Raw genomic sequence first — 25,965 nt, 5'->3', positions numbered from 1 at the left:
GGGTGGTGGGCAGGGTCGGCGGGACGGTCCTGGGTCAGCGGGTCACCAGGGTGGCCTCGTCGGCCAGCAGCACGGGGATCCCGGACCGCACGGGGTACTGCCGCCGGGTCCCGTCCGTCCCGCAGTCCTCGGCACACTCCAATGCTGGCTCGCCCGCAGCGTCGACCACATCGACCAGTTCGTGCCGTCCGACGGGGCAGCGCAGGATCTGCCGGACCCAGGGCTCCAGGTGGTTCGTCACCGTCGCACCATACCCAGCACCGTGTCCCGCACCGTCGTCATGGTCCCAGTGTCCGCCGCCTCCACGTTGAGCCGCAACAGCGGCTCGGTGTTGCTGGGACGCAGGCTGAGCCACCACATGGGTTCTCCCGCGCCGACCAGGATCAACCCGTCGACGGTCTCCACCTCGGCGCCCTGCTCCTCGCCCCAGGCGCGGACCCGCTCGGTGGCTGCCGCGACGTCGGCGACGGTGGAGTTGATCTCGCCGGAGGCCACGTAGGGGTCGTACTCGGCGACCAGTTCGCTGAGTGGCCCGTCCTGGCCGCCGAGCGCGGCGAGCACGTGCAGCGCCGCGAGCATGCCCGTGTCGGCGAACCAGAAGTCCCGGAAGTAGTAGTGCGCCGAGTGCTCTCCCCCGAAGACGGCCTCCCGCTCGGCCATCACGGCCTTGATGTAGGAGTGGCCCACGCGGGTCCGCACACCGACGGCGCCGACCTCGGCCACCGTCTCGGCCACGGCCCGAGAGCAGATCACGTTGTAGACGATGGCGATGTCACCGGCGTCCCGGCCGGCCGCCACCTCGCGGGCGACCTCCCGCGCGGCGATCAGGGCGGTGATCGCGCTGGGCGTCACCGGCTCGCCCCGCTCGTCGACGACGAAGCACCGGTCGGCGTCGCCGTCGAAGGCCAGCCCCAGGTCCGCCCCGTGCTGGAGCACCGCCGCCTGCAGGTCGCGCAGGTTCTCCGGCTCCAGCGGGTTGGCCTCGTGGTTGGGGAAGGTCCCGTCCAGCTCGAAGTAGAGGGGCACGACCGTGAGCGGCAGCTCCTCCCGCATCAGCACCTCGCGGGCCGTGAGCCCGGCCATCCCGTTGCCGGCGTCGATCACCACCGTGAGCGGCCGCCCGCCCCGCAGGTCGACCAGGCTCAGCAGAAAGTCGGCGTACGCCCCGGTGAGGTCGGTCTCTGCGATCGTCCCGGGCGTCGCGGCACCGGACCCTGCGTGGAGGTGGCCGCGGTCCAGCTGCCACTGCGCCAGGTCGCGGACCTCTGCCAGGCCGGTGTCCAGCCCCACCGGCCGGGCACCGGACCGGCACAGCTTGATCCCGTTGTAACGGGCCGGGTTGTGGCTCGCGGTGAACATGGCCCCCGGCAGGTCCAGGTGCCCGCTGGCGAAATAGAGGCCGTCCGTGGAGCACAGGCCGATCATCGTCACGTCCAGCCCGGCGGCCGCGGCTCCCGCGGCGAATGCCCGGGACAGCTCCGGTGAGGAGGGGCGCATGTCGTGGCCCACCACGATGCCGTCGGCGCCGTCGGGAAGGGCGACGACCTGGGCGAACGCCGAGCCGAGGGCCCGGCAGACCGTGGGGTCGAGTTGCTCGGGGACCAGGCCGCGGACGTCGTAGGCCTTGATGAACTCGGACAACCGGGGTGCTGCCACGGCGGTCCCTACGTGTCGCGCAGGACGCGCAGGTGGCCGCGGCGCCCGCCCACCGTCGAGGACCCGGGCCCGGGCGGGCCGTCTGCCGCGGGGCGCGCTGCGGCCTCCGCCCGGTGCTCGCGGACCGCCTCGGCGAGGGCCACGAGGTCGTCGGTGGGCACGTCCTGGTCGTGATCCAGCCGCACCACGTCCCAACCCCGCGGCGCGGTCAACCGACCGGCGTGTTCCCCGCACAGGTCGTAGGAGTGCGGCTCGGCATACGTGGCCAGCGGCCCCAGCACTGCCGTCTGCTCGGCATACACGTAGGTGAGCGTGGCGACGGCACGACAGTCGCACGCGGTCTTCGAGCAGTGGCGGGAAACGGTCACCCGTGCACTGTATGCCGTCACCCGCCTCCGACCGGGCAACCACGCCGCCTGCTGGGACACCCGCGCACGCCGCCTGCGGGGGCACCCGCGGGAGCGGCGTAGGGTCGGGTCCGTGAGCGGCATGCAGCGTCGGGACCGGCACGGGCGTGGGATGCGCGGCCCGTTGGCCTGGCCCCGCGTCCCGTCGATGGTCTCCCGTGGTCAGCAGTTCGACGAGATGGTGCTGGACGCCCTGGCCTCGGTCGAGCGCCGGGTGGGGCGCCCCCTGGACGGCGTGGAGTTGGCCGTGGAGGACGTGCCGCCCTCGGACCCCGCCCCCTGGGAGACCCGGGTGGCGCTGGGTCGGCTCTTCCCCGCGGAGGGGTCGTTGCCCACCCGGGTCGTGCTCTACCGCCGGCCCCTGGAGACCAGGGCGCACGACGACGCCGAGCTGGCCTCGATGGTCCACGAGGTGCTGGCCGAGCAGATCGCCTCGATGCTCGGGTTGGACCCTGACGACCTGGCCTGACTGCGGCCCGCCGGGAGTCCCGGACCCGGGTGACCCGTCAGGGGCGCCAGGGCAGCACGTCCAGGAGGTCCCTGGTCACTGGCAGGTCCTGGAGGGGCACCCCGGCGAGGAGGGTGCCGCCCGGTGCCTCGGTGTCGAAGGCCACCACGGCCGCGTGCGGCGTCCCGGAGAGAGGCCGGACCCAGACGCTGGCGGCACCGCGCACCGGCACCCTGGCCACGCTGGCGGCGGGGACGGACACGCTCTGCGTGTCGATCTCACCGTCCGGCCCGACGGTGACGACCTCGACCTCCGCGGGCTCCACCGCCGCGAGGACCAACTGGCTGTTGATCGAGACGGATTCGTGCTCGGCCAGGGGCACCCCGGCGAGCTCGCGGACCGGCTCGGTGGCGGGGACCCAGGCCATGTCCGAGGGCGCGTCGTCGGCGCTGCGCCGCTCCACGCGGGCCGCTGCGGTGACGGGGACGTCGCTGGTCACCTGGAGCCCCTGGGTGCCGGGCGGGACGTCGGAGACGTCGATGTCGGCGACGGTCCCACCGGACACCACCGTGACGTCCTGCTCGATCCGCACGGGGCCGTCCTCGGTCAGCGCGCGGACCTGCAGGATCGCATCGCTGTCGCCGGGCACCACGACCCGCAGTTGCGCCGAGCTGGCCTGCTGCTCCAGCGGCAGGGGAACGGCCGGCACCACCAGCTCCGTGGACGGGAGCGCCGCCGGGACGGTGAGCTCCAGCCCCCGGTCCAGGGTGCCCTCGAGCCACCGGTCACCCAGCGCAGCCGCGACGGGGCCCCCGCTGGAGGTGACCCGGATCGCGGGGGTGGCCTCCCCCGACGCCAACGCGTCCAGCAGCAGGACGGTGCGGCCGCCCGGCTCCAACACGATCCCCTGCCCACCGGGGGCAGGCAGCTCGCCCTCCCCGCCGAAGACCTGCACCCGGACGGTGACGGCGTTGCCCCCGGGGTTGACCAGCACGATCCGCTCCACCCGGCCCGGCTCGTCGCCACCGGCCAGTAGCCAGGACTCGGTGGTCGCCGGGATGCAGGGCGCCCCCGTCAGACCGCGTCGCTGGTCGGCGCGGCTCAGGTGCCACTGCGCCCCGGATGTGCCCGCAGCCAACTCACCGGAGCCGGCGACCCGGACGGCAGAGGCGTCCTCAAGGGCCTGCTCGATCCGGGTGCCGCGCTCCGCGACTTCCTCGGTCGGTCCCTCCGGCAAGGTCTCCAGCACGAGCGAACCGAAGTCCGGAGCTGGTGACAGGTCCTCCGGGAGCGCCTCCTCGGGCGCTGCGGCCGCGGAGGCCTGCACGACCATCCGCTGCTCCTCCACCGTCGCGTCCTGCAGCCCGACCTGCTCCGGGCCGGGACAGCTCAACACCGACTCACTCACCCTCGGGTCAACGGTGGCCGCAGCGACCGGCTCCGGCGCGGGTGGACCCAGTCGATCGGAGAGGTCAAGGCCGCCGGGGAGACGCGCCGCACCGAGGATGAGTCCGGTCACGGCACCGGCCAGGAGGAGCAGAGCCAGGACTCTCCCGGCAGCGGCCCGACGGTGCGATGGCGGGCGGTCCCCCACCCGGTCCGCGTCGTCCGCCACAGCGTCGGCCGGCGCGCCCGTTCCGTCCCCGCCGTCGCGTGCCGTCGCCCCGGCGCCCACTCCCACCCCCGCGTCGGTGTCAGGGTCAGGCTCGGGGTCATCGTCCACCTCGACCGGCTCACTACGCACGAGTTCCTCCGTGCGGATCGGGTCGTCGTCTGGCTCGTGCTTGCGGCGGCGGCGGGGGCTCATCGGGTGCTCCTACTGCGAGAGCCCAGCGGGAGGGCCAGGACGGCGGCGAGGGCCGCGAGGGCGGCGGTGATCAGGTGCCAGGTGGAGTCGCGCGCGACCGGGGCCACCGAGATCTCCGCGGCGCCGTCGGGTAGGGCGTAGGCCGGCGGCCAGCTGCTGCTATCGGGCACCAGGACGGTGTCGTCGGCCGTCACGGAGACATAGTCCGGCCATCCCTGGCCCTCCGCGGCGACCAGGACGCTACCGGCGGGCACGGGTGTCCCAGGCTCCGCCTCCTCGGTGCGCGCATGGTTGCCGGTCACCGGGACGGTGGTGAGCGTGGAGCCGTCACTGGCCCGCACCCAAAGCCGCGCAGGGGACACCCGCTCCTCCCCCTCGCCCAGCGCCCCCACCCGCCAGAGCACCAGCTCGTCCGTCCCTCCGAGCCGGGTCAGCCCCGGCGTGCCGTCCAGCCGCTCGACCAGCGGGTCGTCCTGACCGGAGCGCAGCCCGACGAAGCCGACCCCCAGGTCGTGCAGGCGGCCCAACACGCCACGGTCGAACGTCTCGTCCTCACCGGACTCCTCCCCCGCGGCACCGTCCTCTCCGGAGTCCTCCCCGGCGGCGCCATCCCCCGACGGCTCGCCCGGTCCACCGGCAACGGCCGACTGGCCGAGCAGTGCGTTGACCGTGGTGTCCAGGTGCTCCTCCCCCATCCCGGGAGCGGGGCTGGTCACGCCGCTGATCTCACGCGCCCGGTCCCGGAGCCATAGCCCCGGCTCGCGGCCCTCGAGCCGGTAGGACACGGATCCGCCGGTGGGCGTCAGCTCGAGCATCCGCAGCGAGTCCGCGCCGGAGGCCTGCTCGGCCGCGACGGCCGGGAACCGGGCCGGCGCCGTCGCCAGCGAGGAGCCCGTACCGCTCCACACGGTGGACCCCAGGAGGCCGGCACCAGCCACGACGGCGACCCCGCCGAGCACGGTCACGGCCGGGCGTCCGGCCCGCGACCAACGGCCCCGTCGGGAGACACGGTCGACCGCCACTCCCGCCGCGAGCAGCACGCACGCGCCCACGGCGCTCAGATAGCTCCCGGACCAGGCGGTCACCGGAGACCCTGCAGCGCCGTACCCGTCCGGCTGGACTCCGACCTCGAGCATCGGCACCGCGAGCGCGGCCGCCAGCGCCAACACGGCCCCGGTGAGCAGCAGCGCGGCCCTGCGTCCCCGGGAGCCGGTGCGCAGCAGCGCGACCGCCCCCAGCAGCAGCAGCGGCGCGGTCCAGAAGACGGTCAGGGACTGTGGCCCGCCCGGGTGCAGCAGCAGGGTCTGCCAGGGCTCCACGGGAGCGTGCGTGGTGGTCGCGCCGGCCCCACCAAGCACGAGGCGCGGGTCCTGCCACACCGCCTGGATCCACGGGCCGACCAGGACCCACGGCAGGAACGCCAGGACGAGCCCCCGCAACCGGCCCCAACCGGGACCGAAGACGAAGATGAGCAGCCCCGCGACGGAGGACAGCACGAGGAGTCCGGGCACGAACATGCCGATCAGTCCCAGCAGCAGCGCGGTGCCGAAGGCCGCGGCGGTGCGCCGACCCCCGTCCCGACGGCCCGCGGCCAGCAGGAACCCCGCGACGACGGGCGGCAGCAGTACGTGCGCCAGGACCGGGCCCACCCGGCCGTCGGCGACGCCGGCTGCCAGCGGGGGCAGTGCGGCCCAGAGCAGGCCGGCCACGGCGCGCTTCCAGCGGCTGCGCACCACCACGCGGGTGGCCAGGTAGCCACTCACCACCGACAGCGGGATCGCGGCGAAGAGCAGCCAGGCTGCCGTCGCGGCGGCGGGTGACCCGGAGCCGGCCACCCAGGGCAGCACCTCGGTCAGGCGCGTCAGCACCGCCATGGGCAGGAGCCAGGGCTCAGCCGCCACCGCGGAGCCCAGGCCCGACCCATGCCAGGCGAACCACCAGGACTCCCACAGCTCCCGGCTGCCGGCGTCCACCACGGCGAGCTCGCTCGCCGTGACGCCGTGACCCGACCCGCGCAGTCCCGCGAGGACGTCACGCCACCACACCAGCGCCAGGACGGTGCCGAGCAGCCCGGCGAGGACGAGCGGCCAGCTCCACAGCCCCCGCCCGAACCGCGCGGCGGCCAACGACTGGGCGTCCTCGTCGACCGGGCCGCTCTCCCCGTCGGTGCCGGCGCGCCGGGCGCCCGCCGCCCGCGGGGTCAGGGCGTCCTGGACCAGGTCGGAGGTGCCCCGCCAGGCGCTGGCGGAGCTGGGGTGGAGCCCGGCCAGGTCGCGGCGGCGGACCTTCGTGCGCCCGCGGAACCGCCACCGGGCGCCCAGACCGCGCCAGGGAGACAGCGCTCCCCGGATGTCGGCAAGCTCGCCCGCGGCCGCGGACGGTCTCTTGACCAGCAGCAGCCCCAGGGCAGCCACCACGGAGGTGAGGGTGACCGCCAGCGCACGGAACGGCATACTCCACAACGACCCGCGGGCCAGCGCCATCTGCCGGGTACGGGTACGGGTGCGGGTCGGCCTGACCACACCGAGGCCCGGCCCTCCCTGGCGGACCACGGCACCGGTCGCGACCAGCACCCGGTGCCCGGCGAGGTGACTGCGCCAGGACAGGTCCAGTCCCTCGACCCCGTCCCCGAAGGCGGGCTCCAGTCCGCCCAGCGAGGTGAACACCTCGGACTGGACGAGCATCCCCGCGACGGGGACGCCCAGGACGTCGGTGCGCTGGTCGAACTGCCCCTGGTCCAGCTGGCCGGCGACCGTGTCACCGGCCCGGCCGGCACGGGTGACTGCCTGCCCGACGGCCACCAGATGGCGCGGGTTCTGCGCCTGGACCAGTTTGGGCCCGACCACGCCCACCCCGCTGGACCGGGTGGTCGCCTCGATGAGCTGCTCCAGCGCGGCGCTCTCGGGCAGGGAGTCGTCGTGCAGCAACCACCACCAGGCGCCCTCCTGCACCGGCAGGTCGCCGACGGCGTCGGCCACCACCGCGTGCAGTTCGGGCTCCTCCGGTGCGTCGAGGGGATCGCGCACCACCAGGCGCGCGCCGTCCCGGAAGAGGCTGTGGGTGCGGGCTCCGGCGACTTCCTCGTCGTCCCGGTCCAGGCCGGTCAGCACGACGCGGTCCGGACGCCGGGTCTGAGCGGCCAGCGCGTCGAGGACGTGCCCGACCACCGGTCCCCCCGGATGGGTCAGCAGGATGACGGTGACATCCTGCACCGGCGCGCGACGACGATCACGCGCCAGACCTCGTTGCGGTGACCCGGGCGTGGCAGACACTGGGAAGGTGCGGCGCCTAGACGGCGCGCTTCTTCAGCTTGCGTCGCTCCCGCTCGGAGAGCCCACCCCAGATGCCGAACCGCTCATCATTGGCCAGGGCGTACTCCAGGCACTCGGCGCGAACCTCGCACCCGACGCAGACCTTCTTGGCCTCGCGGGTCGATCCCCCCTTCTCGGGGAAGAAGGCCTCGGGGTCGGTCTGCGCGCACAGGGCGCGCTCTTGCCACGAGGCCTCCTCGTCCTCTTCGGTCGTGTTCAGGAATGTCAGCAGGTCCAGCTCGTGCACGGCTCCTCCTCGACCCTCCGGCACAAACAACATTGAGAGAATTACACGCGTGTCATGCCATTACGTCAACCCCAGGTCTGCTACAAGGGCCTGACCTCCCACAATGGACCCATGCGGATCACGGCAATCTCCGGTGGTGTGGGCGGCGCCCGCTTCCTGCGCGGCCTGACACACCACCTGGAACGGCGCGAAGGCCCGGCACCCGACGACGCCCGGCTCACGATCATCGGCAACACCGGCGACGACATCACGCTGTTCGGGCTGCGCATCTGCCCCGACCTGGACTCGGTCCTCTACACCCTGGGCGGGGGCGTGGACGAGGCGCAGGGGTGGGGGCGCGAGGGAGATACCCGCGAGGTGATGAGCGAGCTCGCGGCGCTGGGCGCCGAGCCCCAGTGGTTCGGCCTCGGGGACCGCGACTTCGGCACGCACATCGCCCGCAGCCAGTGGCTCGGGCAGGGGCTCTCGCTCAGCGAGGTCACCAGCCGGCTGGCCCGGCGCTGGGGGCTGCCCGGGCAGGGTGTGCGCCTCCTCCCGGCGACCGACACCCCGATCGAGACGCACGTGGTGCTCGACGATCCCGACCACCCGGCCCCCGACGGGAGCCCCGGGGAGCGGGCCGTGCACTTCCAGCAGTGGTGGGTCCAGCAGCGTGCGGCTGTCCCGGCTCGCAGGTTCACCGTCGCCGGACTGTCGTCCGCCGTCCCCGCGCCCGGGGTCCTGGAGTCGCTGCGCACCGCCGACGTGATCCTGCTGCCGCCCAGCAACCCGGTCGTCTCAATCGGCATCGTGCTCGGCATCCCCGGGGTGCGCGACGCCCTCCGCGGCTCCCGCGCCCCCGTCGTCGGAGTGAGCCCGATCATCGGCGGGGCTCCGGTGCGCGGGCATGCGGACGCATGCCTGGCCCCCCTCGGGGTCGAGGTCAGCGCCGTCGGGGTGGCCGGTCTCTACGCGGACTTCCTCGACGGGTGGCTGGTCGACGACGTGGACCGGGACCAGGCGCCGGGCGGGTACGCCTCGCGCACCACGGTGCGCCACCGTGACCTGCAGATGAGGGACGTCGAGACCGCCGCGGAGATCGCCGGGGCAGCCCTCGACCTGGCGCTGGAGCTGCGCGCCCGCGACGCGGGGGGTGCCGCGTGAGCACTCCCCCGGGCGCGGTGACGCTGATCCCGCTGACCGGCATCGGCGAGGTGCGTCGGGGCGACGACCTGGGGTCCCTGCTGCGGGACGCCCTGGAGCGGGCGGACCTGCGGCTGGTGGACGGCGACGTGCTCGTGCTCTCCAGCAAGATCGTCTCCAAGGCCTTCGGGATGCGCGAGCACACCGCGGACAAGGAGTCCCTGGTGCTGCGGCACAGCCGCCGCATCGTGACCGAGCGGTCCACGCCGCACGGGGTGACCCGGGTGGTGCACGCCGCAGCGGGGCCCGTGATGGTCGCCGCCGGGATCGATGGATCGAACGTCGGGGAGGAGGGCGGGTTCCTCACCCTGCCGCCCGACCCGGACCTAGCCGCCCGATCGGTGTATGCCGAGTTGCTGGCGGCCTATGCGCCCTCACCCGTGCCGATGGTCGGCATCGTCCTGAGCGACACCGCGGGGCGACCGTGGCGCGTGGGCCAGACCGACTTTGCGCTGGGCTCCTGCGGGATCGCGGTGCTGGATGACCTCCGGGGCGGGAGGGACGCCGACGGGCGCGACCTGTCGGTCACCTCGCGGGCGGTCGCCGACGAGATCGCGGCCGCGGCCGACCTGGTCAAGGGCAAGGTCGGCGGGGTCCCGGCAGCACTGGTCCGGGGCCTGCCCTCGGGCACCGTGGCGGACCCGGGGGCGCGCGGCGCCGCCGACCTGGTCCGCACCGGCCCGGACGACTGGTTCGCACACGGCGCGATCGAGGCCGTCCGAGCGGCCCTCGGCGCGGAGCCCGGCACCCCCGAGGCCGCGGCGGTCGGGATCCCCTCCGTGGCCCCCGAGGACGTCCCGACCCGCCTGGACCGCGCCGTGCGCCTGGCCCGGCTCGGCGAGCCGGACGGGACTGCGGTCGAGGTCGAGGCCGACGACTCGGGGCGCCTGACGCTCCGGGTGTCCGGGGGTGACCCGGTCTCCGTGGGCCGGGTCAGCGCCCGGCTCGAGGTGGCCCTGCGCGGCGAGCGCCTGGCCGACCCGCAGGTTCGGGTGCAGTCCCAGGCCGGGTGACGCCTGGTCAGCGCACCGGCAGGTGGGCCCGGGGCGCCATGCGCGGGCCGCGCCGTGGACGGTGGTGTCCCGCCAGCTCGAGCAGCCGCTGCACCCGGTAGCGGTGGCCGGCATACGGCTCGAGCAGCTCGACGAGCGCGTCATCGTCGAGCGGGCTCCCGGTCAACGCCCACCCGATGTCGGCGGCCACGTGATAGTCGCCGAAGCTGACCGCGTCGGCGTCACCGAGCGCGCGGTGCGCGGTCTCGGCGGCGGTCCAGACCCCCACGCCGGGCACCGCGGTGAGCCGTCGCCGCGCTGCCACGCCGTCGAGCCCGGCCGCCTCCTCGAGCCGGTCCGACACCGCGACCACGCGCGCAAGGGTGTCCGCCCGCTGCGGGCTGACCCCGAGCCGCAGCCACTCCCAGGACGGGACCGCGCGCAGCGTCGCCGGTGACGGCGCCACCCACAACCCCATCGCCCGGCCCGGCCCCGGAGCCGGCTCACCCCACCGGCGGACCAGCCTGCGCTGCCCGGCGAACGCCTCCTGGCCGGTGACCTTCTGCTCGATGACCGCCGGAACGAGGGACTCCAGCACCATCCCGGTCCGGGGCACCCGCCACCCCGGTCGACGCGCCCAGGCCTCGGCCAGGACGCGATGCCGCGGGTGGAAACCGCCCGGGTCGTCCTCGCGCCCGAGCATCGCCGGGAGTGCGTCCAGGATGAGCTCCGTGGCCGCGGAGGATCCCCAGGCTCGACCCTCGACCTCGCCGGCGGCACGGTCCACCCGCACGTGCAGGGTGACGGGTCCCGCGGCGGTCCGCACTCCCCGCCAGAGGGCGCCGTGGTGCTGTTGCCAGGTCGGGTCCCCGGTCCCCCGGCGCAGCGTCCCCCACGTCGCGACCAGGTCCACGGGTCGCCCGGGTGCCCACCGGGACCGGCGCATCACGGTCTGCGGATTGGGCGACATGTCCACAGCCTGACACGCCCGTCCGACCGACCTGCGTTAGCGTCGTGGGCGTGCACACGCCCGCCCAGGTCCTGGCCGACCTCCTCGCCGAGGATCCGTCGCGACCTGCCGTCACGTTCTACGACGACACCCCCGGCCCCACCCAGGGGGAGCGGATCGAGCTCTCCCGCAAGGTGCTCGCCACCTGGGTCGCCAAGGCAGCCAACGCCCTCCAGGAGGGGCTGGACGTCGAGCCGGGCTCGGTCGTCCTGCTCGACCTGCCGGTGCCCCACTGGCGCTGGACCTACTGGTCCCTGGCCGTGTGGTCGGTGGGCGCGACCCTGACCCTCGACCTCCACGAGGGCGCGGACGTGCTGGTGACCCACGACCCGGAGGCCGCCCACGCCGAGGACGCCGACGAGGTCATCGCGGTGACGTTGCCGGCGCTGGCGCGCGAGTTCGACGGGGACCTGCGGTCCGGGGTGATGGACGAGGCCAAGGAGCTGCCCAGCTACGGCGACGGGTTCACCCCGTGGGACGAGCCCGACCCCGAGGACCCGGCGCTGATCCACGACGGTGAGCGGACGGCATACCGCGAGGTCGTCCCGGACCCGACCTGGCCGCCGGGCTCCCGCGTGCTGCTGCACGGCGCCGAGCCGCACACCTTCCTCCTGCACCTCCTGCAGGCGTTCGCGGCCGGCGGCTCGGTCGTGCTGGTGCGCGGCGCAGCACCCGGCCCGGAGGACGAACGGATGCGTTCGGAGGGCGTGGACCTGCTTCCCGAAGCCTGACCGGGCACGGTTAGGGTGCGGGCATGGACAAAGTCGTTGCTACAGCCGCCGAGGCCCTGGAGGGCGTGACCGACGGGATGACGCTGGCGGTCGGAGGGTTCGGACTCTGCGGGGTGCCCTCGGTGCTGATCGCCGAGCTCCTCGCCCGGGGCACCAAGGACCTTGAGGTCGTCAGCAACAACTGCGGGGTGGACGACTGGGGCCTGGGCATCCTGCTGAACGAGCGTCGGCTGCGCCGGATCATCGCCTCCTACGTCGGGGAGAACAAGGAGTTTGCCCGGCAGTACCTCTCCGGCGAGCTGGAGGTGGAGCTGACGCCGCAGGGCACCCTGGCGGAGAAGCTGCGTGCCGGAGGCTGCGGGATCCCCGCCTTCTACACCGCCACCGGCGTCGGCAGCCAGGTCAGCGAGGGTGGCATGCCGTGGAAGTACGCCGCCGACGGCTCCGTGGAGATTGCCTCCCCACCCAAGGCCACCCAGGAGTTCGACTTCGGTGGGCAGACCCGCGACTACGTGCTGGAGCACTCCATCGTGGCCGACTTCGGCCTGGTCCGCGCTGCGGTCGGTGACCGCCACGGCAACCTGGTCTTCAACAAGTCGGCCCGCAACTTCAACCCGCTGTGCGCCATGTCTGGCCGGGTGACGGTGGCCGAGGTGGAGGAGCTCGTCGACCCGGGCGACCTCGATCCGGACGACGTGCACCTGCCCGGCATCTACGTGCAGCGGGTGCTCCCGCTGACCGCCGATCAGGCGGTCGACAAGCGGATCGAGCGCCGCACGACCCGTCCCGCCCCGACGACCGAGCAGGAGGCCTGAGATGGCCCTGACCCGTGACGAGATGGCGGCCCGGGCCGCCCGGGAACTGGCCGACGGTGACTACGTCAACCTCGGCATCGGACTGCCGACGCTGGTGCCCAACTACGTGGCCGACGACGTCGAGCTGGTCCTGCAGTCCGAGAACGGCATCCTCGGCGTGGGCGCCTATCCGGTCGAGGGCACGGAGGAGCCGGACCTGATCAACGCCGGCAAGGAGACCGTCACGGTCCGCCCCGGCGCCTCCTTCTTCGACTCCGCCACGAGCTTCGGGATGATCCGCGGCGGCAAGGTCGACGCGGCCATCCTCGGCGCGATGCAGGTCTCGGTCGGCGGCGACATCGCCAACTGGATGATCCCCGGCAAGATGGTCAAGGGGATGGGCGGGGCGATGGACCTGGTGCACGGTGCCAAGAAGGTCATCGTGCTCATGGAGCACGTCGCCAGGGACGGCTCCCACAAGATCGTGGACGAGTGCTCGCTGCCCATCACCGGCCTGGCCGTGGTGCAGCGGATCATCACCGACCTGGCCGTCATCGACGTCACCGCGGACGGGCTGGTGCTGCGCGAGCTCGCGCCCGGCGTGACCGTCGAGGAGGTCGAGGAGAAGACGGGCCCGACGCTGACGGTCGACCTGCAGGAGGCCTGACCGGCGCCCGGTCAGCGCACCACCGCCGCCCGGCGGTGCGCCGGGGTTTCAGTCGTCGGTCCCCCGCAGGAAGCCGGTCCCCCAGGCCAGGTGCATCACGGCCAGCACGGGGGGCACCCGCACGGCCACGGCGGGGCCGTCCGGTGCCCCGATGGCCAGTCCGCCCACGGTGACGGCTGCGGCATACCCCGCTGGCGCCAGCCACAGCGGACGCCACACCAGCCCACCCACGGCGGCGACGGCCAGACCGGCCACGGCCACCGGCGGGGCCAGGTAGCGGACGTTCAGCGAGCGCGGGTGCTGCCGGGTGAGCCGCCGGCGCCACTGCCCGGTCCGATAGAACTGCCGGGCCAGTGCCCCGAAGTCGGGGCGCGGCCGGTAGGTGACGCTGAGCTCCGGCGTGAACCAGACCAGCCCGCCCTCCTGGCGGATCCGATAGTTCATCTCCCAGTCCTGGGCCCGGGAGTAGGTGGTGTCGTAGCCACCGACGCGCCGCAGCCAGTCCCGCTGGAACACCCCCAGGTAGACCGTCTTGCTGGGCCCGGCCGAGCCTCCGACGTGGAACCGGGCGCCCCCGATACCCAGGGGGGAGCGCATCGCCCCGGCCACGGCCTTCTCGAAGTCGGTCTCCCCCTCGGCCCGCATCAGGCCACCCACGTTTGCGGCCCCGGTCTCCAGGAGCACCTCGACGGCCCGGGTGACGTAGCCCTCGGAGAGTTCCCCGTGCCCGTCCATCCGCACGATGATCTCGTGCGCAGCCGCTTCCAACGCACGGTTCAGGCCGTCCGGGGTGCGTCCGGACGGGTTGTCCACGATGGTGATCCTGGGATCCTCGGCGGCCAATTCACGGGCCACCTCCAGGGTGCGGTCCTCGCTCGGGCCGATGGCCAGGACCACCTCCAGGTCACCCGGATAGGCCTGTGCGAGCACGGATCGGACCGCGTGCCCCAGGTGCCGTTCCTCGTTGAGGATCGGCATGATCACGGACACGGGCGGGTGGTCGGACGTCACGCTCGCAGGGTATCCGTCCGACCTGCGGCACGCCCCATCGCCGGTGTGGCGGTTCGAGGGCTCCCGGGCAACTCGCCTACGCTGGCCCGGTGCCGCACCACCCCGAGGACGACTGGACCCGCCCGATACCCCGCGCGCCGCGCGGTCGTCGCAGCGACCCCAGGGACCCCGAGGTCCCCGGTTACCTGGGCGGCGAGGACTACGACCCGGACGCGACGCAGCAGATCGACTACCCGTCTGCGGGGGCGCACTCGTCCGACGGCGACCGCGGCACCGGCCGTCGGGGGTACCGCCGGGACGAGGAGCAGGGGTACGACTACGACGACGGGTATGCCGACGCGGACGCCCCTGAGACGCAGCAGTATGCCGGGGGGTACGACGGGCGGTACGCCGAGGACGGGGAGTACGACGGGGGCTACGAGCAGGGGTATGACGAGGGGTACGACGACGACCGGGACGGTCGGGAGCAGGCGGCGCCCGCGCGCCGTCCGGGTGGTCCGCCCCCGGGCGGCCCCCCACCGGGCGGGCGGGGACGCCGCAAGCGTCCGCGCTACGGTCTGCGCCGCTTCATGGTCGTCATCCTCGTGTTGGTGCTGGCCTACGTGGGGGCGATGATCTGGGCCGTCAGCGCGACCTGGAACTCGATCGAGCGGGTGCCCGCGACGCCGACCTCCTCCGACCGTCCGGAGGGGGGCAGCGGCACCAACTTCGTGCTGGTCGGCACCGACAGCCGGGACAACCTGACCCGGGAGGAGCGCAACGAACTGGTGGCCGGACACAGCACGGAGGGTGCCCGCGCCGACACGATCATGCTGCTGCACGTGCCCGACGACGGTGATCCGACGTTGGTCTCGATCCCCCGCGACAGCTACGTGGAGATCCCCGGCCAGGGGTGGAACAAGATCAACGCTGCCTACTCCATCGACGGCGCACCGCTGCTCGTCGACACCGTCGAGCAGTCGACCGGGCTCCGCGTGTCGGGGTACCTCGAGATCGGTTTCGGCGGTTTCGTCGAGGTGGTGCAGACCGTGGACGGAGTCCACATGTGCCTCGATGAGCCCGTCGCCGACGAGAAGACGAGGCTGGACCTCGCCGCCGGTTGTCAGGACCTCGCTGGCGCAGAAGCCCTCAACTACGTCCGGATGCGCTACTCCGACCCGCGGGGCGATCTGGGTCGGGTCGAACGGCAGCGTGAGTTCCTCTCCGCGCTGGTCAGCAAGATGGCCACGCCCCAGACGATGCTCGTGCCGTGGCGACTGCACGACGTCGGCACCGCCACGGGATCGGCCATGCACATCGGTGAGGACACCTCGATGTGGGAGACGATCCAGATGGCGCTGGCGATGCGGAGCATCTCCGGAGGCAGCGGCCAATCGGTCACCGTGCCGATCGAGAACCCCAACTACAGCACCCCGGTCGGCAGCGCCGTCCTCTGGGACGCGGCGCAGGCCCAGCAGATGTTCGAGGCGCTGCGCAACGACGAACCGCTCTCGATCGAGCCCTGACGGGACACGCCATGATCCCTCGCACCGTCCCCCGCTGGTGGCTCAAGGCGGCAGCTCAGGGGGCGTTGTCCCTGGTGCCCGGGGCTCCGCGGGTGGATGAGTGGGTCAGGCACCGCCGCACCGGGAGACACCTTGACCCGGAGTACTTCCTCAGCAAGTGGCACCACGTCACCTCACACACGCGCGCGCTGACCGGCGATGTCGACGGGGACCTCTCCGGCACGAGGGTCGTGGAACTCGGCACCGGGTGGTTCCCGATCGTTCCGCTGGGGCTGGCCCTGCGCGGCGCGGACGTCATCAGCGTCGACGCCAATGCCCACCTTGAGGCCGGACGGGTCGCCCTCGTGCTGCAGGTCGCACTCGACCTGGTGGATCGCGGCGAGATCGAGGTGCCGCCCGGTCCCCGACTGGACCTGCTTCGCTCCCTCGCACCGGGCGCTGGCGACCGCCCCGTGCTGGGCAACCTGGCACCGCTCGGGATCACCCCACGCCTCGCGGACGCCCGGGACCTGACCCACCTGCGGGACACCCACGGGGCGGACCTCATGGTCTCCAACAACACCCTGGAGCACATCCCTGCCGAGGTGTTGCGCGACATCTTCAGCGAATTTGTCCGGGTCGGGGCGGACCACGCCCGGATGAGTCACTACGTGGACCTGGCGGACCACTACGCGAGCGTCGACCCGAGCATCGGGGAGTTCAACTTCCTCACCCTCACTGATCGGCAGTGGCGGTGGGCCAACAACCGGCTGCACTACCAGAACCGGCTCCAGATCGCCGACTACCGGGGACTGTTGGAGGAATCCGGCTGGGAGGTCCTCCAGGCACGCAACACTCGCCGGGAGCCCTCAGCCCTTGAGGGCCTGGAGCTCGTCCCGCCGTTCGACACGGTGCCGACCAAGCAACTGCTGGTCGTCAAGAGCCACCTCGTCGCACAGAAGCCCTGACCCGCCTCCGCGCCTGCCCCGCCAACAGGCATCCTGACCAGCAATGTCCTCATATCGAGGACACCTGTCGGCGGCGCTTGAAAACTGAGCAAGTACGGCGCTCGAAAAGTGAGCACTCTCTTCGACGATTGGAGTGTGATCACTTTGGAGGACTGGCACTCTGACCAGCGATGTCCTCGTATCGAGGACACCTCTGCCGGCCGCCCCCACCCTCGCAAGACTGGCACCCTGACCAGCAATGTCCTCATATCGAGGACACCCGAGGCCAGGCCGCCCCCAACATCGAGCGACCGCCCCCGCGCGAGCGAGGCAAGCGCTTCCCTCAGCCCGACCGATCTCGCGTGTCACTTGAAGGGGGTCATAGGCCCCTTCAGACTCCACACGAGCCTGCGCCCCCTCACCCGGACCGTCCCACAGCACGACACCACCGGCCAAACCCAGCCGACACGCACCCTCACCAGCAATGTCCTCATATCGACGACACCCGAGGCCAGGCCGCCCCCAACATCGAGCGACCGCCCGGGCGCGGGTGAGGCAAGCGCTTCCCTCAGCCCGACCGATCTCGCGTGTCACTTGAAGGGGGTCATAGGCCCCTTCAGACTCCACACGAGCCTGCGCCCCCTCACCCGGACCGTCCCACAGCAACGACACCACCGGCCAACCCCAGCCGACACGCACCCTCACCAGCAATGTCCTCATATCGAGGACACCCTGCTGGGCTGGCGCCGGCGCTCCACCGGACGCGTCCTCAATCGGAGGACACAGACCCCCGCACGACCAGGGTGGCGCCGTCGTCACGGGCCGGGTGCACCTCACCCACGACGACGGCCCCGGGGAGGTCGACCTCCCCCACCACCAGCAGCCCACCGCTGGTCTGCGCGTCCGCGAGCAACAGCAACTCCGTCTGGTCCACGCCGCTGGCCACCAGCCGCGGGCGCACCCAGTCCAGGTTGCGCCGGGTGCCACCGCTGACGTACCCGTCGGCGGCAACGGCGCGTGCACCAGGCAGGTAGGGCACGGCCGCCGCATCGATCGTGGCGCTGGTCCCCGACGCGCTCATCATCTCGTGCAGGTGACCGAGGAACCCGAAACCTGTGACGTCGGTGGCCGCCACCAGCCCGGCCGCGAGCGCGGCTCCGGCGGCTGCCGCATTCAGGGTGGTCATCGCCTCGACGGCGGCCTCGGACCACTCCCCAGTGCGCTTGTGCCACGTATTCAGCACCCCGATCCCGAGGGGCTTGGTCAGGGTCAGCGGCAGGCCGGGCGCGGCGGCGTCGTTGCGCAGCATCCGGTCCGGGTGCACCGTGCCGGTGACGGCCAGCCCGTACTTGGGCTCCGGGTCGTCGATCGAGTGTCCACCGACCAGGGGACACCCCGCGGCAGCGGTGACATCGGCACCGCCGCGGAGCACCTCCGCGAGCACGTCGGTGTCCAAGACCGACCGGGGCCAACCGACGAGGTTGACCGCCATGACCGGTGTCCCGCCCATGGCATAGACGTCGGACAGCGCGTTGGTCGCCGCCACCCGGCCGAAGTCATACGGGTCATCCACGACGGGGGTGAAGAAGTCGGCCGTGCTGATGACCGCGAGGTCGGGGCGCACCCGCACCACACCCGCGTCGTCCCCGGCCGCGACCAGGACGTCGCCGGTGTCTCCGGTCGTGGGTAGGCCAGCGAGCACCTGCTCAAGCTCGCCGGGCGGGATCTTGCACGCACACCCGCCGCCCGCGGCATAGCCGGTCAACCGGACGCCTGATGCTCCCGTCTCCATGCACCCACCGTGTCACGACCGACGTCAGGCCCGGTGGGCACCTCGTCATTCGAGTCCGATGAGCAACACAGCCGTCGAGTCCCCTTGCCTCGACACCCGCGACCCGACAGGATCGGTCCACCGACGATTAGGAGATGTCATGAAGATCCCCGAGAACTCTGTCGTGGTCGGCTACGACGGATCCGACCTGGCGGAGGCCGCACTTCGCTGGGGCGCCGCGATGGCAGAACGGGAGAAGCTGCCCGTCGTCGTGCTCCACGCCTCCGGGGTGCTCATCCACGCCCAGGACAAGGGCGTCGGCAACTTCGATGCCGGGCGCGCGCTCGAGTCGGCGGCCAAGATCGCCGAGCACGGAGCCGCCGCCGTGCGCAAGGAGCACCCCGACCTCGACGTCGAGATCGCGACGTCGCTGAGCAGCGCCTCGCTGGCTCTCCAGGAGGCCTCGATCCGGGCCAGCTGCGTGGTCGTCGGCAACCGCGGTCGCGGCCGGATCAGCGGCACCCTGCTGGGTTCCACCGCCTTCAACGTCACCGAGCACGCCCGCTCCCCCGTGGTCATCGTCCCCCGGGTAGACGTCGACCTCCCCGGTCCGAACCACCCGGTCATGGTCGGGGTCGACGGGTCCGAGAGCTCGATGCGCGCGGTGGACGGCGCCGCTGTCGTGGCGGCGGCCACCGAGGCGCCCGTCACGATCGTCGTCGCGTGGAGCAAGGCGAGGCAGGACTCCCTGGGCAACCCGCCGTCCGGCTTCAGCAGCGTTGAGGAGGCCACCGAGAGCCGCAAGGCCGGTGCGCAGCACTTCGTGGACAAGGCCCGCGAGCGCCTGCTCCGGCTGTCCCCGGACACCGAGGTCTCGCTGCTGGTGAAGAACGGCCGACCCGACGAGGTCCTCGGCAAGGCCTCGGAGAAGGCCGCCATGCTGGTGGTCGGGGCCCGGGGTCGCGGAGACCTGGCCAGCCTGCTGCTCGGCTCCACCAGCCGGGCGGTGCTGCACCGGGCGAAGTGCCCAGTGACGATCATCCGCTAACCGGCCGGACACGTCGCGGCACCGCCCTGCGCACCGTGTCGTACCGTGTCTGGTGGAGGCGTCAGGGCACCTGGTGGGCCCCGCGGTCTTCAACACCGTCGTGACCCAGGACCTGGGTCAGGTGGGTTCGATTCCCATCCGCCTCCGCCAGACCCGCGTGCGTCGGTGCCCGGGTGCAGCCGGATGACCAGGAAGCGCGGGTGAGCATGACCGACCCGCGTCGCCGCATCCCCCGGACCGACCGGCTCCTCGCCGACCCCCGGCTGGCAGCTGCCACCACCCGGGCGGGGCGCGATCGCTCCCTCTCCGCAATCCGCAGCGCCCAGCAACGGGCCCGGGACGGCGCCATCAGTCCCGAGCAGGTGCTGTCGTCGGCGCTGGCCGACCTGTCGTCGGCCACGTCGGGGATTCGTCCCGTCCTCAACGCCACCGGGGTCGTGGTGCACACCAACCTGGGCAGGGCACCACTCTCGCCCGAGGCACTCGAGGCCGTCGTGCGGGCGGCCGGCTACTCAACGGTGGAGTATGACGTCACCACGGGGCGGCGGGGACCCCGCGGGGCGGCGGTGCTCGAGTCCCTGAGGGCGCACCTGCCGGGGGGAACGGCGGCACTCGTGGTCAACAACGGGGCGGCTGCCCTCCTGCTCGCGGTGACCGCGCTGGCCGGTGGCGGGCGCGAGGTCGTGGTGAGCCGCGGTGAACTCGTCGAGATCGGCGACGGCTTCCGGCTGCCGGACCTGATGACGAGTGCGGGCGCCCGGCTGCGTGAGGTGGGCACGACAAACCGAACCCGGGCTGCCGACTACGCCGCTGCGGTGGGACCGGACACCGGGTGCATCGCCAAGATCCACCCGAGCAACTTCCGGGTGGAGGGCTTCACCGGCGGCGCCGACGTCGCCGACCTCGCGGCACTGGGGGTACCCGTGGTCGTCGACATCGGATCCGGGCTGCTGACCCCCGATCCGGCGCTACCCCGGGAGCCGGACGCCAGCACCACCCTCCGGCAGGGTGCCGACCTCGTCACCGCCAGCGGCGACAAGCTCCTGGGCGGACCCCAGGCCGGCCTGCTGGTGGGCGACCCCGACCTGGTCGAACGACTGCGCCGACACCCGATGGCACGGGCGCTGCGCGTCGACAAGCTCACCCTGGCCGCCCTCGAGTCCACCCTGCGGCACGCACCCGCCCCCGTGACGACATACCGGACGGCGGACGAGACGGTGTTGCGCCAGCGGGCCGAGCGGCTCGCCCACCGGGTCGGCGGGCGGGTCCGAAGGCACGACGGCGTGGTGGGCGGCGGCGGCGCCCCGGGGGTGCCGTTGCCGGGATGGGCCGTGGCCGTCCCCGCCGAACTGTCCACGCCGCTGCGCACCGGGGACCCTGCGGTGGTCGGGCGGCTGCTGGACGGCGAACTCCTGCTGGACCTCCGGTGTGTGCCTGCCTACCTGGACGAGTCACTCGCCGATGCCGTGGCTGCTGCCACCGGGGAGGCGGGCTGAGCGGTGCTGGTCGTGAGCACTGCCGGCCACGTCGACCACGGCAAGACCGCCCTCGTGCGCGCCCTGACCGGGATGGAGCCGGACCGACTGGCCGAGGAGCAGCGCCGGGGTCTGACGATCGATCTGGGCTACGCCTGGCTGTCCGGACCGACCGGCACCGAGGTGGCCCTCGTCGACGTGCCCGGTCACGAACGGTTCATCGGCACCACCCTGGCCGGGCTCGGCCCCGCCGCGACCGTGCTGCTGGTCGTCGCGGCAGACTCCGGGTGGTCGGCACAGACCACCGAGCACGCCGCGGCGATCGAGGCGCTCGGGGTCTCCCGGGGTGTGGTCGTGGTGACCCGCAGCGACCTGACCGATCCCGCCCCGGCTCTCGCCGAGGCCAGGGAGCGGCTCGCCGGGTCGGGACTGGAGGGTGCCTCCATGCTGACAGCGTGCTCGCGACCCGGGCACGAGCAGGGTGTGGACGACGTCCGTGCGGCCCTGCTGGACCTGGCAGAGCAGACACGCGCCCGGGCGGGCGACCCCGCCGACACCGGCGACCCGGACGACCCCCCGGGCGGCGGCGGGAGCGGCGCGGAGGAACGGGCCGACCTCTGGGTGGACCGGGCCTTCTCGGTGCGCGGGAGTGGCAGCGTCGTGACCGGGACCCTGAGCGCCGGGTCGGTCCGGGCGGGTCAGCGGGTCCACCTCGGTCTGTCGTCCGGGACGGTCGGCGCAAGCGTGCGCCGGGTCCAGGCCCTGGGCCAGGACCGCGACGTCGTCCCGGCCCCCGCCCGGGCCGCGGTCAACCTGCGGGGCGTCCCCGCCAGCAGGCTGGCCCGCGGCGACCGACTGCTGGGCAGCCCCGTGCCCCCGACGTCCGCAGCCGATGTGCAGCTCACCGCGGTCGACCCCCGGGAGCTGCCGGGGCACGTCATGTTGCACCTCGGGACGGCCTCCCGCCAGGTGCGGTTGCGGCCGTTGGACGGTGACCTGTGGCGGCTCACCTGGGACGACCCGCTCGTCCTGCGTCCGGGCGACCGCGGCCTACTGCGTGATCCGGGTCGCCGCGCTGTGCTCGCGGGTGTGATCGTGCTGCAGCCCGCGCCGCCCCCACTCGCACGGCGCGGAGACGCGGGACGGCGGGCCGCCGAGCTGCGCGGCTCCGGGGCGGTGCTGCGCCGGGGAGGGCAGTTGGTCGACGCGCAACAGTGGGCGCGCGCCCGTCAGCGCCTGTCCGACGCTGCCCGGCAGGGGCCCTTCCCCGCGGCGTCACTCCGCGAGGTGACCGGGCTGGCCGGACGCCGGTTGTGGGAGGACCTGCTCGCCGAGGCGGACCTGGTGGTGCGGGACGCCACGGTCGCGCAGCGGAGGGCCCCCAACCTGACCTCCGCCGAGGTCAGCGCGCTGGGGGACATCCGCACGGCGCTGGCGCGACAGCCGTTCGCGGCCCCGTCCGGCGAGCACCTGCAGGCGTCGGGCCTGGGCCCGCGGGCGCTGCGCGAGGCCTCGACGGCCGGGCTGGTGCTGCTCCTCGGCAGGGACGTCCTCCTCCTGCCCGACGCGCCCCGGCAGGCGGCGCAGGTGCTGCGACACCTGGAGCAACCGTTCACCGCCAGCGCGGCGAGGGAGGCGCTGGCCACCTCACGGCGCGTGGTGATCCCGCTCCTGGAGCACCTGGACCACCTCGGCGTCACCCGGCGGGTGGATGCCGCACAGCGCGTGGTGCTCGACCCGGCGACGCCGCCGGCTTCCGATCCACCCGTTCAGGGCGCCGGGTAGCTCTGCGTGCCGTAACCGTTGCGGACCGTCGCGGTGTTGAACGCCTGCCAGTTGGCCTGCGACGAGGTCAGCGTGCCGGACGCGACACCGGCCGCGCGGAGCACCTGGGTGGAGTGCCCGTCGGTCTCCGGACCCCAGATGCCGTCCAGGGTCGTGCTCAGGCCCCAGACGTGCCGGCACGCTCCCTGCACGTGGTAGACCTGCGCCTGCGACCCGGTCCCGAAGGTGGAGTTCCCCGACCCGGAGGCCAGGTTGTCGATGTGGATGTGGTTGTTGTGCCCCGCGGGGTCCCAGGCGTAGGTGAGGACGTGGGCGAAGTGGTGGTGCGCGGAGGCCGAGGTCGCCCAGTAGCGCCGCAGTTGCACCACCTGGTCTGCCTCCGGCCAGTCCTGCCAGATGTCGCGACGGGCGTTGAACTGCTCGACCAGCGCCCCGGACCCGTCCCGGACGAAGATGCGTGTCAGGTCAAAGCCCCGGCCGTTGTTGTGGGCCTCGGACACCCGGTGGTCGGCATGCGCGCCGAGGCTCCACACCTGGAACTGGCGGGCGAACGAACTCGGGGTGTTGGCGTCCCAGTACTGCAACCAGGAGCCCAGCCGGTCGTGGAATGACGGACGGTAGCCGAAGCTGCTCAGCGCCTCGGTGGCCTCATAGACCGTCGGCGCCCCGTCGATGTCCGGATAACTGATGATCTCGCCGTGGCCGGCGGCCGGGAGCGCACCGCGGAGCCCGAGCGTGCCGAGGACGGTGCCTGCGGCCATGCCGGCGAGGACGGTGCGGCGGCTGGGCAGGGAATGGGAGTGGGTCGTCGTAACCATGGGCTATCAGCCCCTTTCCGGGGGTTGGGTCAGCGGTTGCGACGGCATTCGACGTTAGCGGACCCTCCGCCCGGAATCTGTGGCCCAGGTCACACCGAGCGGGTGAGGCGTCCGGGCGCGGGGCTCAGCGCTGCAGCAGCTGGCGGGCCATCACCAGGCGCTGCACCTGGTTGGTGCCCTCGTAGATCTGGGTGATCTTGGCGTCGCGCATCATCCGCTCGACCGGGAAGTCCCGGGTGTAGCCGTAGCCCCCGAGCAGCTGCACCGCATCGGTGGTGATCTCCATCGCCACGTCCGAGGCGTAGCACTTGGCGGCGGCGCCGAAGTAGGGCAGATCGGCGTCACCGCGCTCGGACTTGGCCGCGGCCGCGTACACCAACTGACGGGCCGCCTCGAGCTTCATCCCCATGTCGGCCAGCATGAACTGCACGCCCTGGAACTGGGCCACCGGCTTGCCGAACTGCTGGCGCTCCTTCACATAGCCCAGGGCGAAGTCCAGAGCTCCCTGGGCGATGCCGACCGCCTGGGCGCCGATGGTGACCCGGGTGTGATCCAGGGTGCGCAGCGCGATCTTCAGCCCCTCCCCCGGCGCCCCGATCATCCGGTCTGCCGGGATGCGGCAGTTGTCGAAGAGCAGCTCCCGCGTCGGCGAACCCTTGATCCCCAACTTCTTCTCGGGCTCCCCGAAGGTGAAGCCCTCGTCGGACTTCTCCACCACGAAGGCGCTGACGTTGCGGCCGCGCTCCCCGTCGGGGTCGGTGACGGCCATCACGGTGTAGAACTCCGAGACCCCGGCGTTGGTGATCCAGGACTTCTGCCCGTTCAGCACGAAGTCGTCGCCGTCGGCGAGCGCCCGGCACGTCATCCCGGCGGTGTCGGACCCAGCGTTGGCCTCGGACAGCCCGTAGGAGAACATCGCCTCGCCCCGGGCCACCGGGGGCAGGTACGTCGCCTTGAGCTCCTCGGAGGCTCCCAGCAGGATCGGCATCGTGCCGAGCTTGTTGACCGCGGGGATGAGGGAGGACGAGGCACAGACCCGCGCGACCTCCTCGATGACCAGGCAGGTGGCGAGCGCGTCAGCGCCCACCCCGTCGTAGTCCTCCGGGATGTGGGGGGCATGGAAGTCGGTCGCGGTGAGGGCGTCCAGCGCCTCCTGCGGGAAGACGCCCTCCTCGTCGACACGGGCCGCGTGCGGGGCGATCTTGGCCTCCGCGACGTCGCGCACCGCCTCGCGCAGCGCCTCGTGGTCCTCGGAGATGCGGAACAGGTCGAAGTCGGTCACCCGCGTGATGTTACCGGCCGGTCGCATGGCGACACTCAGCCGGCCAGGGCGGGAATCACCTCGCGCTCGAACAGCTCGATCCCGGAGGTGTCCCAAGCCGCCTCGGCGAAGTAGGTGATCGCGTAGTCCATCCCAGCACGCTCCAGTTGCTGCAGCGCGGCGATCACCTGCTCGGGCGTGCCCACCAGGGGGCCGCCTCGGGCGTCCGCCACCGCCTTGTCGGCGCGGGCCTGGCTGAGCCCGCTCCGCAGGACGTGGTCGTGCAGCCAGGAGAGCCGGTCCTCGACCTCCCGTTCCGTCTCGCCGATGAAGACGTTGTAGTCCGCGGTGCGCACGATCGAGTCGAAGTCCCGGCCGATGTCGGCACAGTGGCCGCGCAGCACCTCGGACTTGTGGGTGAAGCCCTCCAGGTCCCCCACGAAGTTGGTGTAGTCGGCATACTCCGCCGCGATGCGCAGGGTCTTGCGTTCCCCGCCCCCGGCGATCCACATCGGTATGCCGTTGCTCGCCGAACCCGGCAGGCTCGTCCCCTGCAGGGGTCGGGGGAAGCAGAGGGCGCCGTCCACCTGGTAGTGCGTGCCGTCGAGGGTCGCCGACCCGGTGGTCCACATCTGCCGGAAGATCTCCACGCCCTCGCGCAGCCGGGCCAGCCGCTTCCCCGCGCGCGGGAAGCCGTAGCCGTAGGCGCGCCACTCCTGCTCGTACCACCCTGCGCCGATCCCCATCTCGATCCGCCCCGCGGAGACGGCGTCGACCGTCGCAGCCACCTTGGCCAGGTAGGTCGGCTCCCGATAGCTGATGCAACTGCACATCTGCCCCAGACGCACCCGGTCGGTAACGGCGGCGAAGGCGGCCATCAGGGTCCAGGCCTCGTGGTTGCCCTGGTCGGTGGGCTCGGGCACCGTGTGGAAGTGGTCGTAGACCCAGATGGACTCCCAGGCGGGCGTCCGGTCGGCCCGCACCGCGAGGTCCTGCATGACCTGCCACTGCCGGGCAGGATCGATCCCTGCCAGGTCCATCCGCCAACCCTGGGGCACAAAGATTCCGAAGCGCATGGGACACAAACTAGACCCGGTCTCCGGGGGCCGCATGT

The 25,965-nt window shown here is 72.8% G+C and carries 23 protein-coding genes and 1 tRNA gene; 12 read left to right on the top strand and 12 right to left on the bottom strand.

Annotated elements, in window-relative coordinates; translation table 11 throughout:
• Positions 1-34: 34 nt before the first annotated feature.
• The 3 genes from AC1QRC_RS07925 to AC1QRC_RS07915 are packed head-to-tail and all read right to left on the bottom strand — an operon-like array spanning position 35 to position 2,024.
• A complete protein-coding gene (locus AC1QRC_RS07925; protein ID WP_484206232.1) occupies positions 35-241 on the bottom strand; it encodes a Trm112 family protein in 207 nt (68 codons plus the stop codon).
• Entirely contained in the window at positions 238-1,656 is a 1,419-nt protein-coding gene (locus AC1QRC_RS07920) for a phosphomannomutase/phosphoglucomutase (protein WP_484206231.1), read from the bottom strand. The genes AC1QRC_RS07925 and AC1QRC_RS07920 overlap by 4 nt, the downstream gene beginning before the upstream one ends.
• An 8-nt stretch (positions 1,657-1,664) precedes the next feature.
• Entirely contained in the window at positions 1,665-2,024 is a 360-nt protein-coding gene (locus tag AC1QRC_RS07915) for a DUF3499 domain-containing protein (protein WP_484206230.1), read from the bottom strand.
• Positions 2,025-2,145: 121 nt separating this feature from the next.
• Here AC1QRC_RS07915 and AC1QRC_RS07910 point away from each other — a divergent pair, with 121 nt between their 5' ends.
• Positions 2,146-2,532 carry a metallopeptidase family protein gene (locus AC1QRC_RS07910; RefSeq protein ID WP_484206592.1) on the top strand — a complete coding sequence of 129 codons (387 nt, stop codon included), beginning with the start codon at positions 2,146-2,148 and terminating at the stop codon, positions 2,530-2,532.
• Positions 2,533-2,569: 37 nt separating this feature from the next.
• Here the strand turns inward: AC1QRC_RS07910 and AC1QRC_RS07905 are convergent, their stop codons facing one another.
• The 3 genes from AC1QRC_RS07905 to AC1QRC_RS07895 all read right to left on the bottom strand — a co-directional run bounded on the left by AC1QRC_RS07905 (position 2,570) and on the right by AC1QRC_RS07895 (position 7,909).
• Positions 2,570-4,318 carry a DUF5719 family protein gene (locus AC1QRC_RS07905; protein ID WP_484206229.1) on the bottom strand — a complete coding sequence of 583 codons (1,749 nt, stop codon included), beginning with the start codon at positions 4,316-4,318 and terminating at the stop codon, positions 2,570-2,572.
• On the bottom strand, positions 4,315-7,530 hold the full coding sequence (locus tag AC1QRC_RS07900) for a glycosyltransferase (protein ID WP_484206228.1): 3,216 nt from the start codon (positions 7,528-7,530) through the stop codon (positions 4,315-4,317). Before AC1QRC_RS07900 ends, AC1QRC_RS07905 begins: the two co-directional genes overlap by 4 nt.
• A gap of 76 nt (positions 7,531-7,606) precedes the next feature.
• Complete coding sequence (locus tag AC1QRC_RS07895; RefSeq protein WP_484206227.1) at positions 7,607-7,909, bottom strand: WhiB family transcriptional regulator; 303 nt, start codon at positions 7,907-7,909, stop codon at positions 7,607-7,609.
• 78 nt (positions 7,910-7,987) lie between these two features.
• Between AC1QRC_RS07895 and cofD the strand changes: the two genes are divergently transcribed.
• Both cofD and AC1QRC_RS07885 read left to right on the top strand, forming a co-directional pair.
• The gene (gene cofD / locus AC1QRC_RS07890) at positions 7,988-9,019 is read left to right on the top strand and encodes a 2-phospho-L-lactate transferase (RefSeq protein WP_484206226.1); all 1,032 of its coding nucleotides are present in this window, start codon (positions 7,988-7,990) and stop codon (positions 9,017-9,019) included.
• Entirely contained in the window at positions 9,016-10,071 is a 1,056-nt protein-coding gene (locus AC1QRC_RS07885; RefSeq protein WP_484206225.1) for a coenzyme F420-0:L-glutamate ligase, read from the top strand. The genes cofD and AC1QRC_RS07885 overlap by 4 nt, the downstream gene beginning before the upstream one ends.
• Before the next feature lie 7 nt (positions 10,072-10,078).
• Here the strand turns inward: AC1QRC_RS07885 and AC1QRC_RS07880 are convergent, their stop codons facing one another.
• Positions 10,079-11,020 carry a DNA-3-methyladenine glycosylase family protein gene (locus AC1QRC_RS07880; protein ID WP_484206224.1) on the bottom strand — a complete coding sequence of 314 codons (942 nt, stop codon included), beginning with the start codon at positions 11,018-11,020 and terminating at the stop codon, positions 10,079-10,081.
• Positions 11,021-11,070: 50 nt separating this feature from the next.
• Between AC1QRC_RS07880 and AC1QRC_RS07875 the strand changes: the two genes are divergently transcribed.
• The 3 genes from AC1QRC_RS07875 to AC1QRC_RS07865 are packed head-to-tail and all read left to right on the top strand — an operon-like array spanning position 11,071 to position 13,251.
• Entirely contained in the window at positions 11,071-11,790 is a 720-nt protein-coding gene (locus tag AC1QRC_RS07875; RefSeq protein WP_484206223.1) for a TIGR03089 family protein, read from the top strand.
• A 23-nt stretch (positions 11,791-11,813) separates the two neighbouring features.
• Positions 11,814-12,605: a CoA transferase subunit A gene (locus AC1QRC_RS07870; protein WP_484206222.1), complete on the top strand. Its 792-nt coding sequence runs from the start codon at positions 11,814-11,816 to the stop codon at positions 12,603-12,605.
• 1 nt (position 12,606) lies between these two features.
• On the top strand, positions 12,607-13,251 hold the full coding sequence (locus AC1QRC_RS07865) for a CoA transferase subunit B (protein ID WP_484206221.1): 645 nt from the start codon (positions 12,607-12,609) through the stop codon (positions 13,249-13,251).
• A 48-nt stretch (positions 13,252-13,299) separates the two neighbouring features.
• On the opposite strand, the gene AC1QRC_RS07860 is transcribed toward AC1QRC_RS07865, so the two are convergent.
• A complete protein-coding gene (locus AC1QRC_RS07860; protein WP_484206220.1) occupies positions 13,300-14,262 on the bottom strand; it encodes a glycosyltransferase family 2 protein in 963 nt (320 codons plus the stop codon).
• An 89-nt stretch (positions 14,263-14,351) separates the two neighbouring features.
• Between AC1QRC_RS07860 and AC1QRC_RS07855 the strand changes: the two genes are divergently transcribed.
• Both AC1QRC_RS07855 and AC1QRC_RS07850 read left to right on the top strand, forming a co-directional pair.
• On the top strand, positions 14,352-15,767 hold the full coding sequence (locus tag AC1QRC_RS07855) for an LCP family protein (protein WP_484206219.1): 1,416 nt from the start codon (positions 14,352-14,354) through the stop codon (positions 15,765-15,767).
• An 11-nt stretch (positions 15,768-15,778) separates the two neighbouring features.
• A complete protein-coding gene (locus AC1QRC_RS07850) occupies positions 15,779-16,714 on the top strand; it encodes a class I SAM-dependent methyltransferase (protein WP_484206218.1) in 936 nt (311 codons plus the stop codon).
• 748 nt (positions 16,715-17,462) lie between these two features.
• On the opposite strand, the gene selD is transcribed toward AC1QRC_RS07850, so the two are convergent.
• On the bottom strand, positions 17,463-18,485 hold the full coding sequence (gene selD, locus AC1QRC_RS07845) for a selenide, water dikinase SelD (protein ID WP_484206217.1): 1,023 nt from the start codon (positions 18,483-18,485) through the stop codon (positions 17,463-17,465).
• Between the two features lie 139 nt (positions 18,486-18,624).
• Between selD and AC1QRC_RS07840 the strand changes: the two genes are divergently transcribed.
• From AC1QRC_RS07840 to AC1QRC_RS07825, 4 genes are all read left to right on the top strand, one after another.
• Complete coding sequence (locus AC1QRC_RS07840; RefSeq protein ID WP_484206216.1) at positions 18,625-19,512, top strand: universal stress protein; 888 nt, start codon at positions 18,625-18,627, stop codon at positions 19,510-19,512.
• A 54-nt stretch (positions 19,513-19,566) separates the two neighbouring features.
• Positions 19,567-19,662: transfer RNA gene (locus AC1QRC_RS07835), tRNA-Sec, on the top strand.
• 56 nt (positions 19,663-19,718) lie between these two features.
• Entirely contained in the window at positions 19,719-21,008 is a 1,290-nt protein-coding gene (gene selA / locus AC1QRC_RS07830) for an L-seryl-tRNA(Sec) selenium transferase (RefSeq protein ID WP_484206591.1), read from the top strand.
• Between the two features lie 12 nt (positions 21,009-21,020).
• Positions 21,021-22,772: a SelB domain-containing protein gene (locus AC1QRC_RS07825; RefSeq protein WP_484206215.1), complete on the top strand. Its 1,752-nt coding sequence runs from the start codon at positions 21,021-21,023 to the stop codon at positions 22,770-22,772.
• Here the strand turns inward: AC1QRC_RS07825 and AC1QRC_RS07820 are convergent.
• The 3 genes from AC1QRC_RS07820 to AC1QRC_RS07810 form a co-directional block, all read right to left on the bottom strand.
• Positions 22,757-23,590, bottom strand: coding sequence for a hypothetical protein (locus AC1QRC_RS07820; protein ID WP_484206214.1), 834 nt, complete (start codon positions 23,588-23,590; stop codon positions 22,757-22,759). The genes AC1QRC_RS07825 and AC1QRC_RS07820 overlap by 16 nt on opposite strands.
• A 124-nt stretch (positions 23,591-23,714) precedes the next feature.
• A complete protein-coding gene (locus tag AC1QRC_RS07815; protein WP_484206213.1) occupies positions 23,715-24,899 on the bottom strand; it encodes an acyl-CoA dehydrogenase family protein in 1,185 nt (394 codons plus the stop codon).
• Positions 24,900-24,907: 8 nt separating this feature from the next.
• The gene (locus AC1QRC_RS07810) at positions 24,908-25,927 is read right to left on the bottom strand and encodes an LLM class F420-dependent oxidoreductase (protein ID WP_484206212.1); all 1,020 of its coding nucleotides are present in this window, start codon (positions 25,925-25,927) and stop codon (positions 24,908-24,910) included.
• Positions 25,928-25,965 lie beyond the last annotated feature (38 nt).

Source organism: Ornithinicoccus sp. (assembly GCF_057176825.1).
This window is presented reverse-complemented; position numbering and strand designations above follow the sequence as displayed.

Bases quoted from the DNA above. Each gene is read 5' to 3' on its own strand.
- AC1QRC_RS07910 (WP_484206592.1), top strand. From the start codon at position 2,146: ATGCAGCGTCGGGACCGGCACGGGCGTGGGATGCGCGGCCCGTTGGCC.
- AC1QRC_RS07905 (WP_484206229.1), bottom strand. From the start codon at position 4,318: ATGAGCCCCCGCCGCCGCCGCAAGCACGAGCCAGACGACGACCCGATC.
- AC1QRC_RS07895 (WP_484206227.1), bottom strand. From the start codon at position 7,909: ATGTTGTTTGTGCCGGAGGGTCGAGGAGGAGCCGTGCACGAGCTGGAC.
- cofD (WP_484206226.1), top strand. From the start codon at position 7,988: ATGCGGATCACGGCAATCTCCGGTGGTGTGGGCGGCGCCCGCTTCCTG.
- AC1QRC_RS07880 (WP_484206224.1), bottom strand. From the start codon at position 11,020: ATGTCGCCCAATCCGCAGACCGTGATGCGCCGGTCCCGGTGGGCACCC.
- AC1QRC_RS07870 (WP_484206222.1), top strand. From the start codon at position 11,814: ATGGACAAAGTCGTTGCTACAGCCGCCGAGGCCCTGGAGGGCGTGACC.
- AC1QRC_RS07865 (WP_484206221.1), top strand. From the start codon at position 12,607: ATGGCCCTGACCCGTGACGAGATGGCGGCCCGGGCCGCCCGGGAACTG.
- AC1QRC_RS07850 (WP_484206218.1), top strand. From the start codon at position 15,779: ATGATCCCTCGCACCGTCCCCCGCTGGTGGCTCAAGGCGGCAGCTCAG.
- selD (WP_484206217.1), bottom strand. From the start codon at position 18,485: ATGGAGACGGGAGCATCAGGCGTCCGGTTGACCGGCTATGCCGCGGGC.
- AC1QRC_RS07840 (WP_484206216.1), top strand. From the start codon at position 18,625: ATGAAGATCCCCGAGAACTCTGTCGTGGTCGGCTACGACGGATCCGAC.
- selA (WP_484206591.1), top strand. From the start codon at position 19,719: ATGACCGACCCGCGTCGCCGCATCCCCCGGACCGACCGGCTCCTCGCC.
- AC1QRC_RS07820 (WP_484206214.1), bottom strand. From the start codon at position 23,590: ATGGTTACGACGACCCACTCCCATTCCCTGCCCAGCCGCCGCACCGTC.
- AC1QRC_RS07815 (WP_484206213.1), bottom strand. From the start codon at position 24,899: ATGCGACCGGCCGGTAACATCACGCGGGTGACCGACTTCGACCTGTTC.
- AC1QRC_RS07810 (WP_484206212.1), bottom strand. From the start codon at position 25,927: ATGCGCTTCGGAATCTTTGTGCCCCAGGGTTGGCGGATGGACCTGGCA.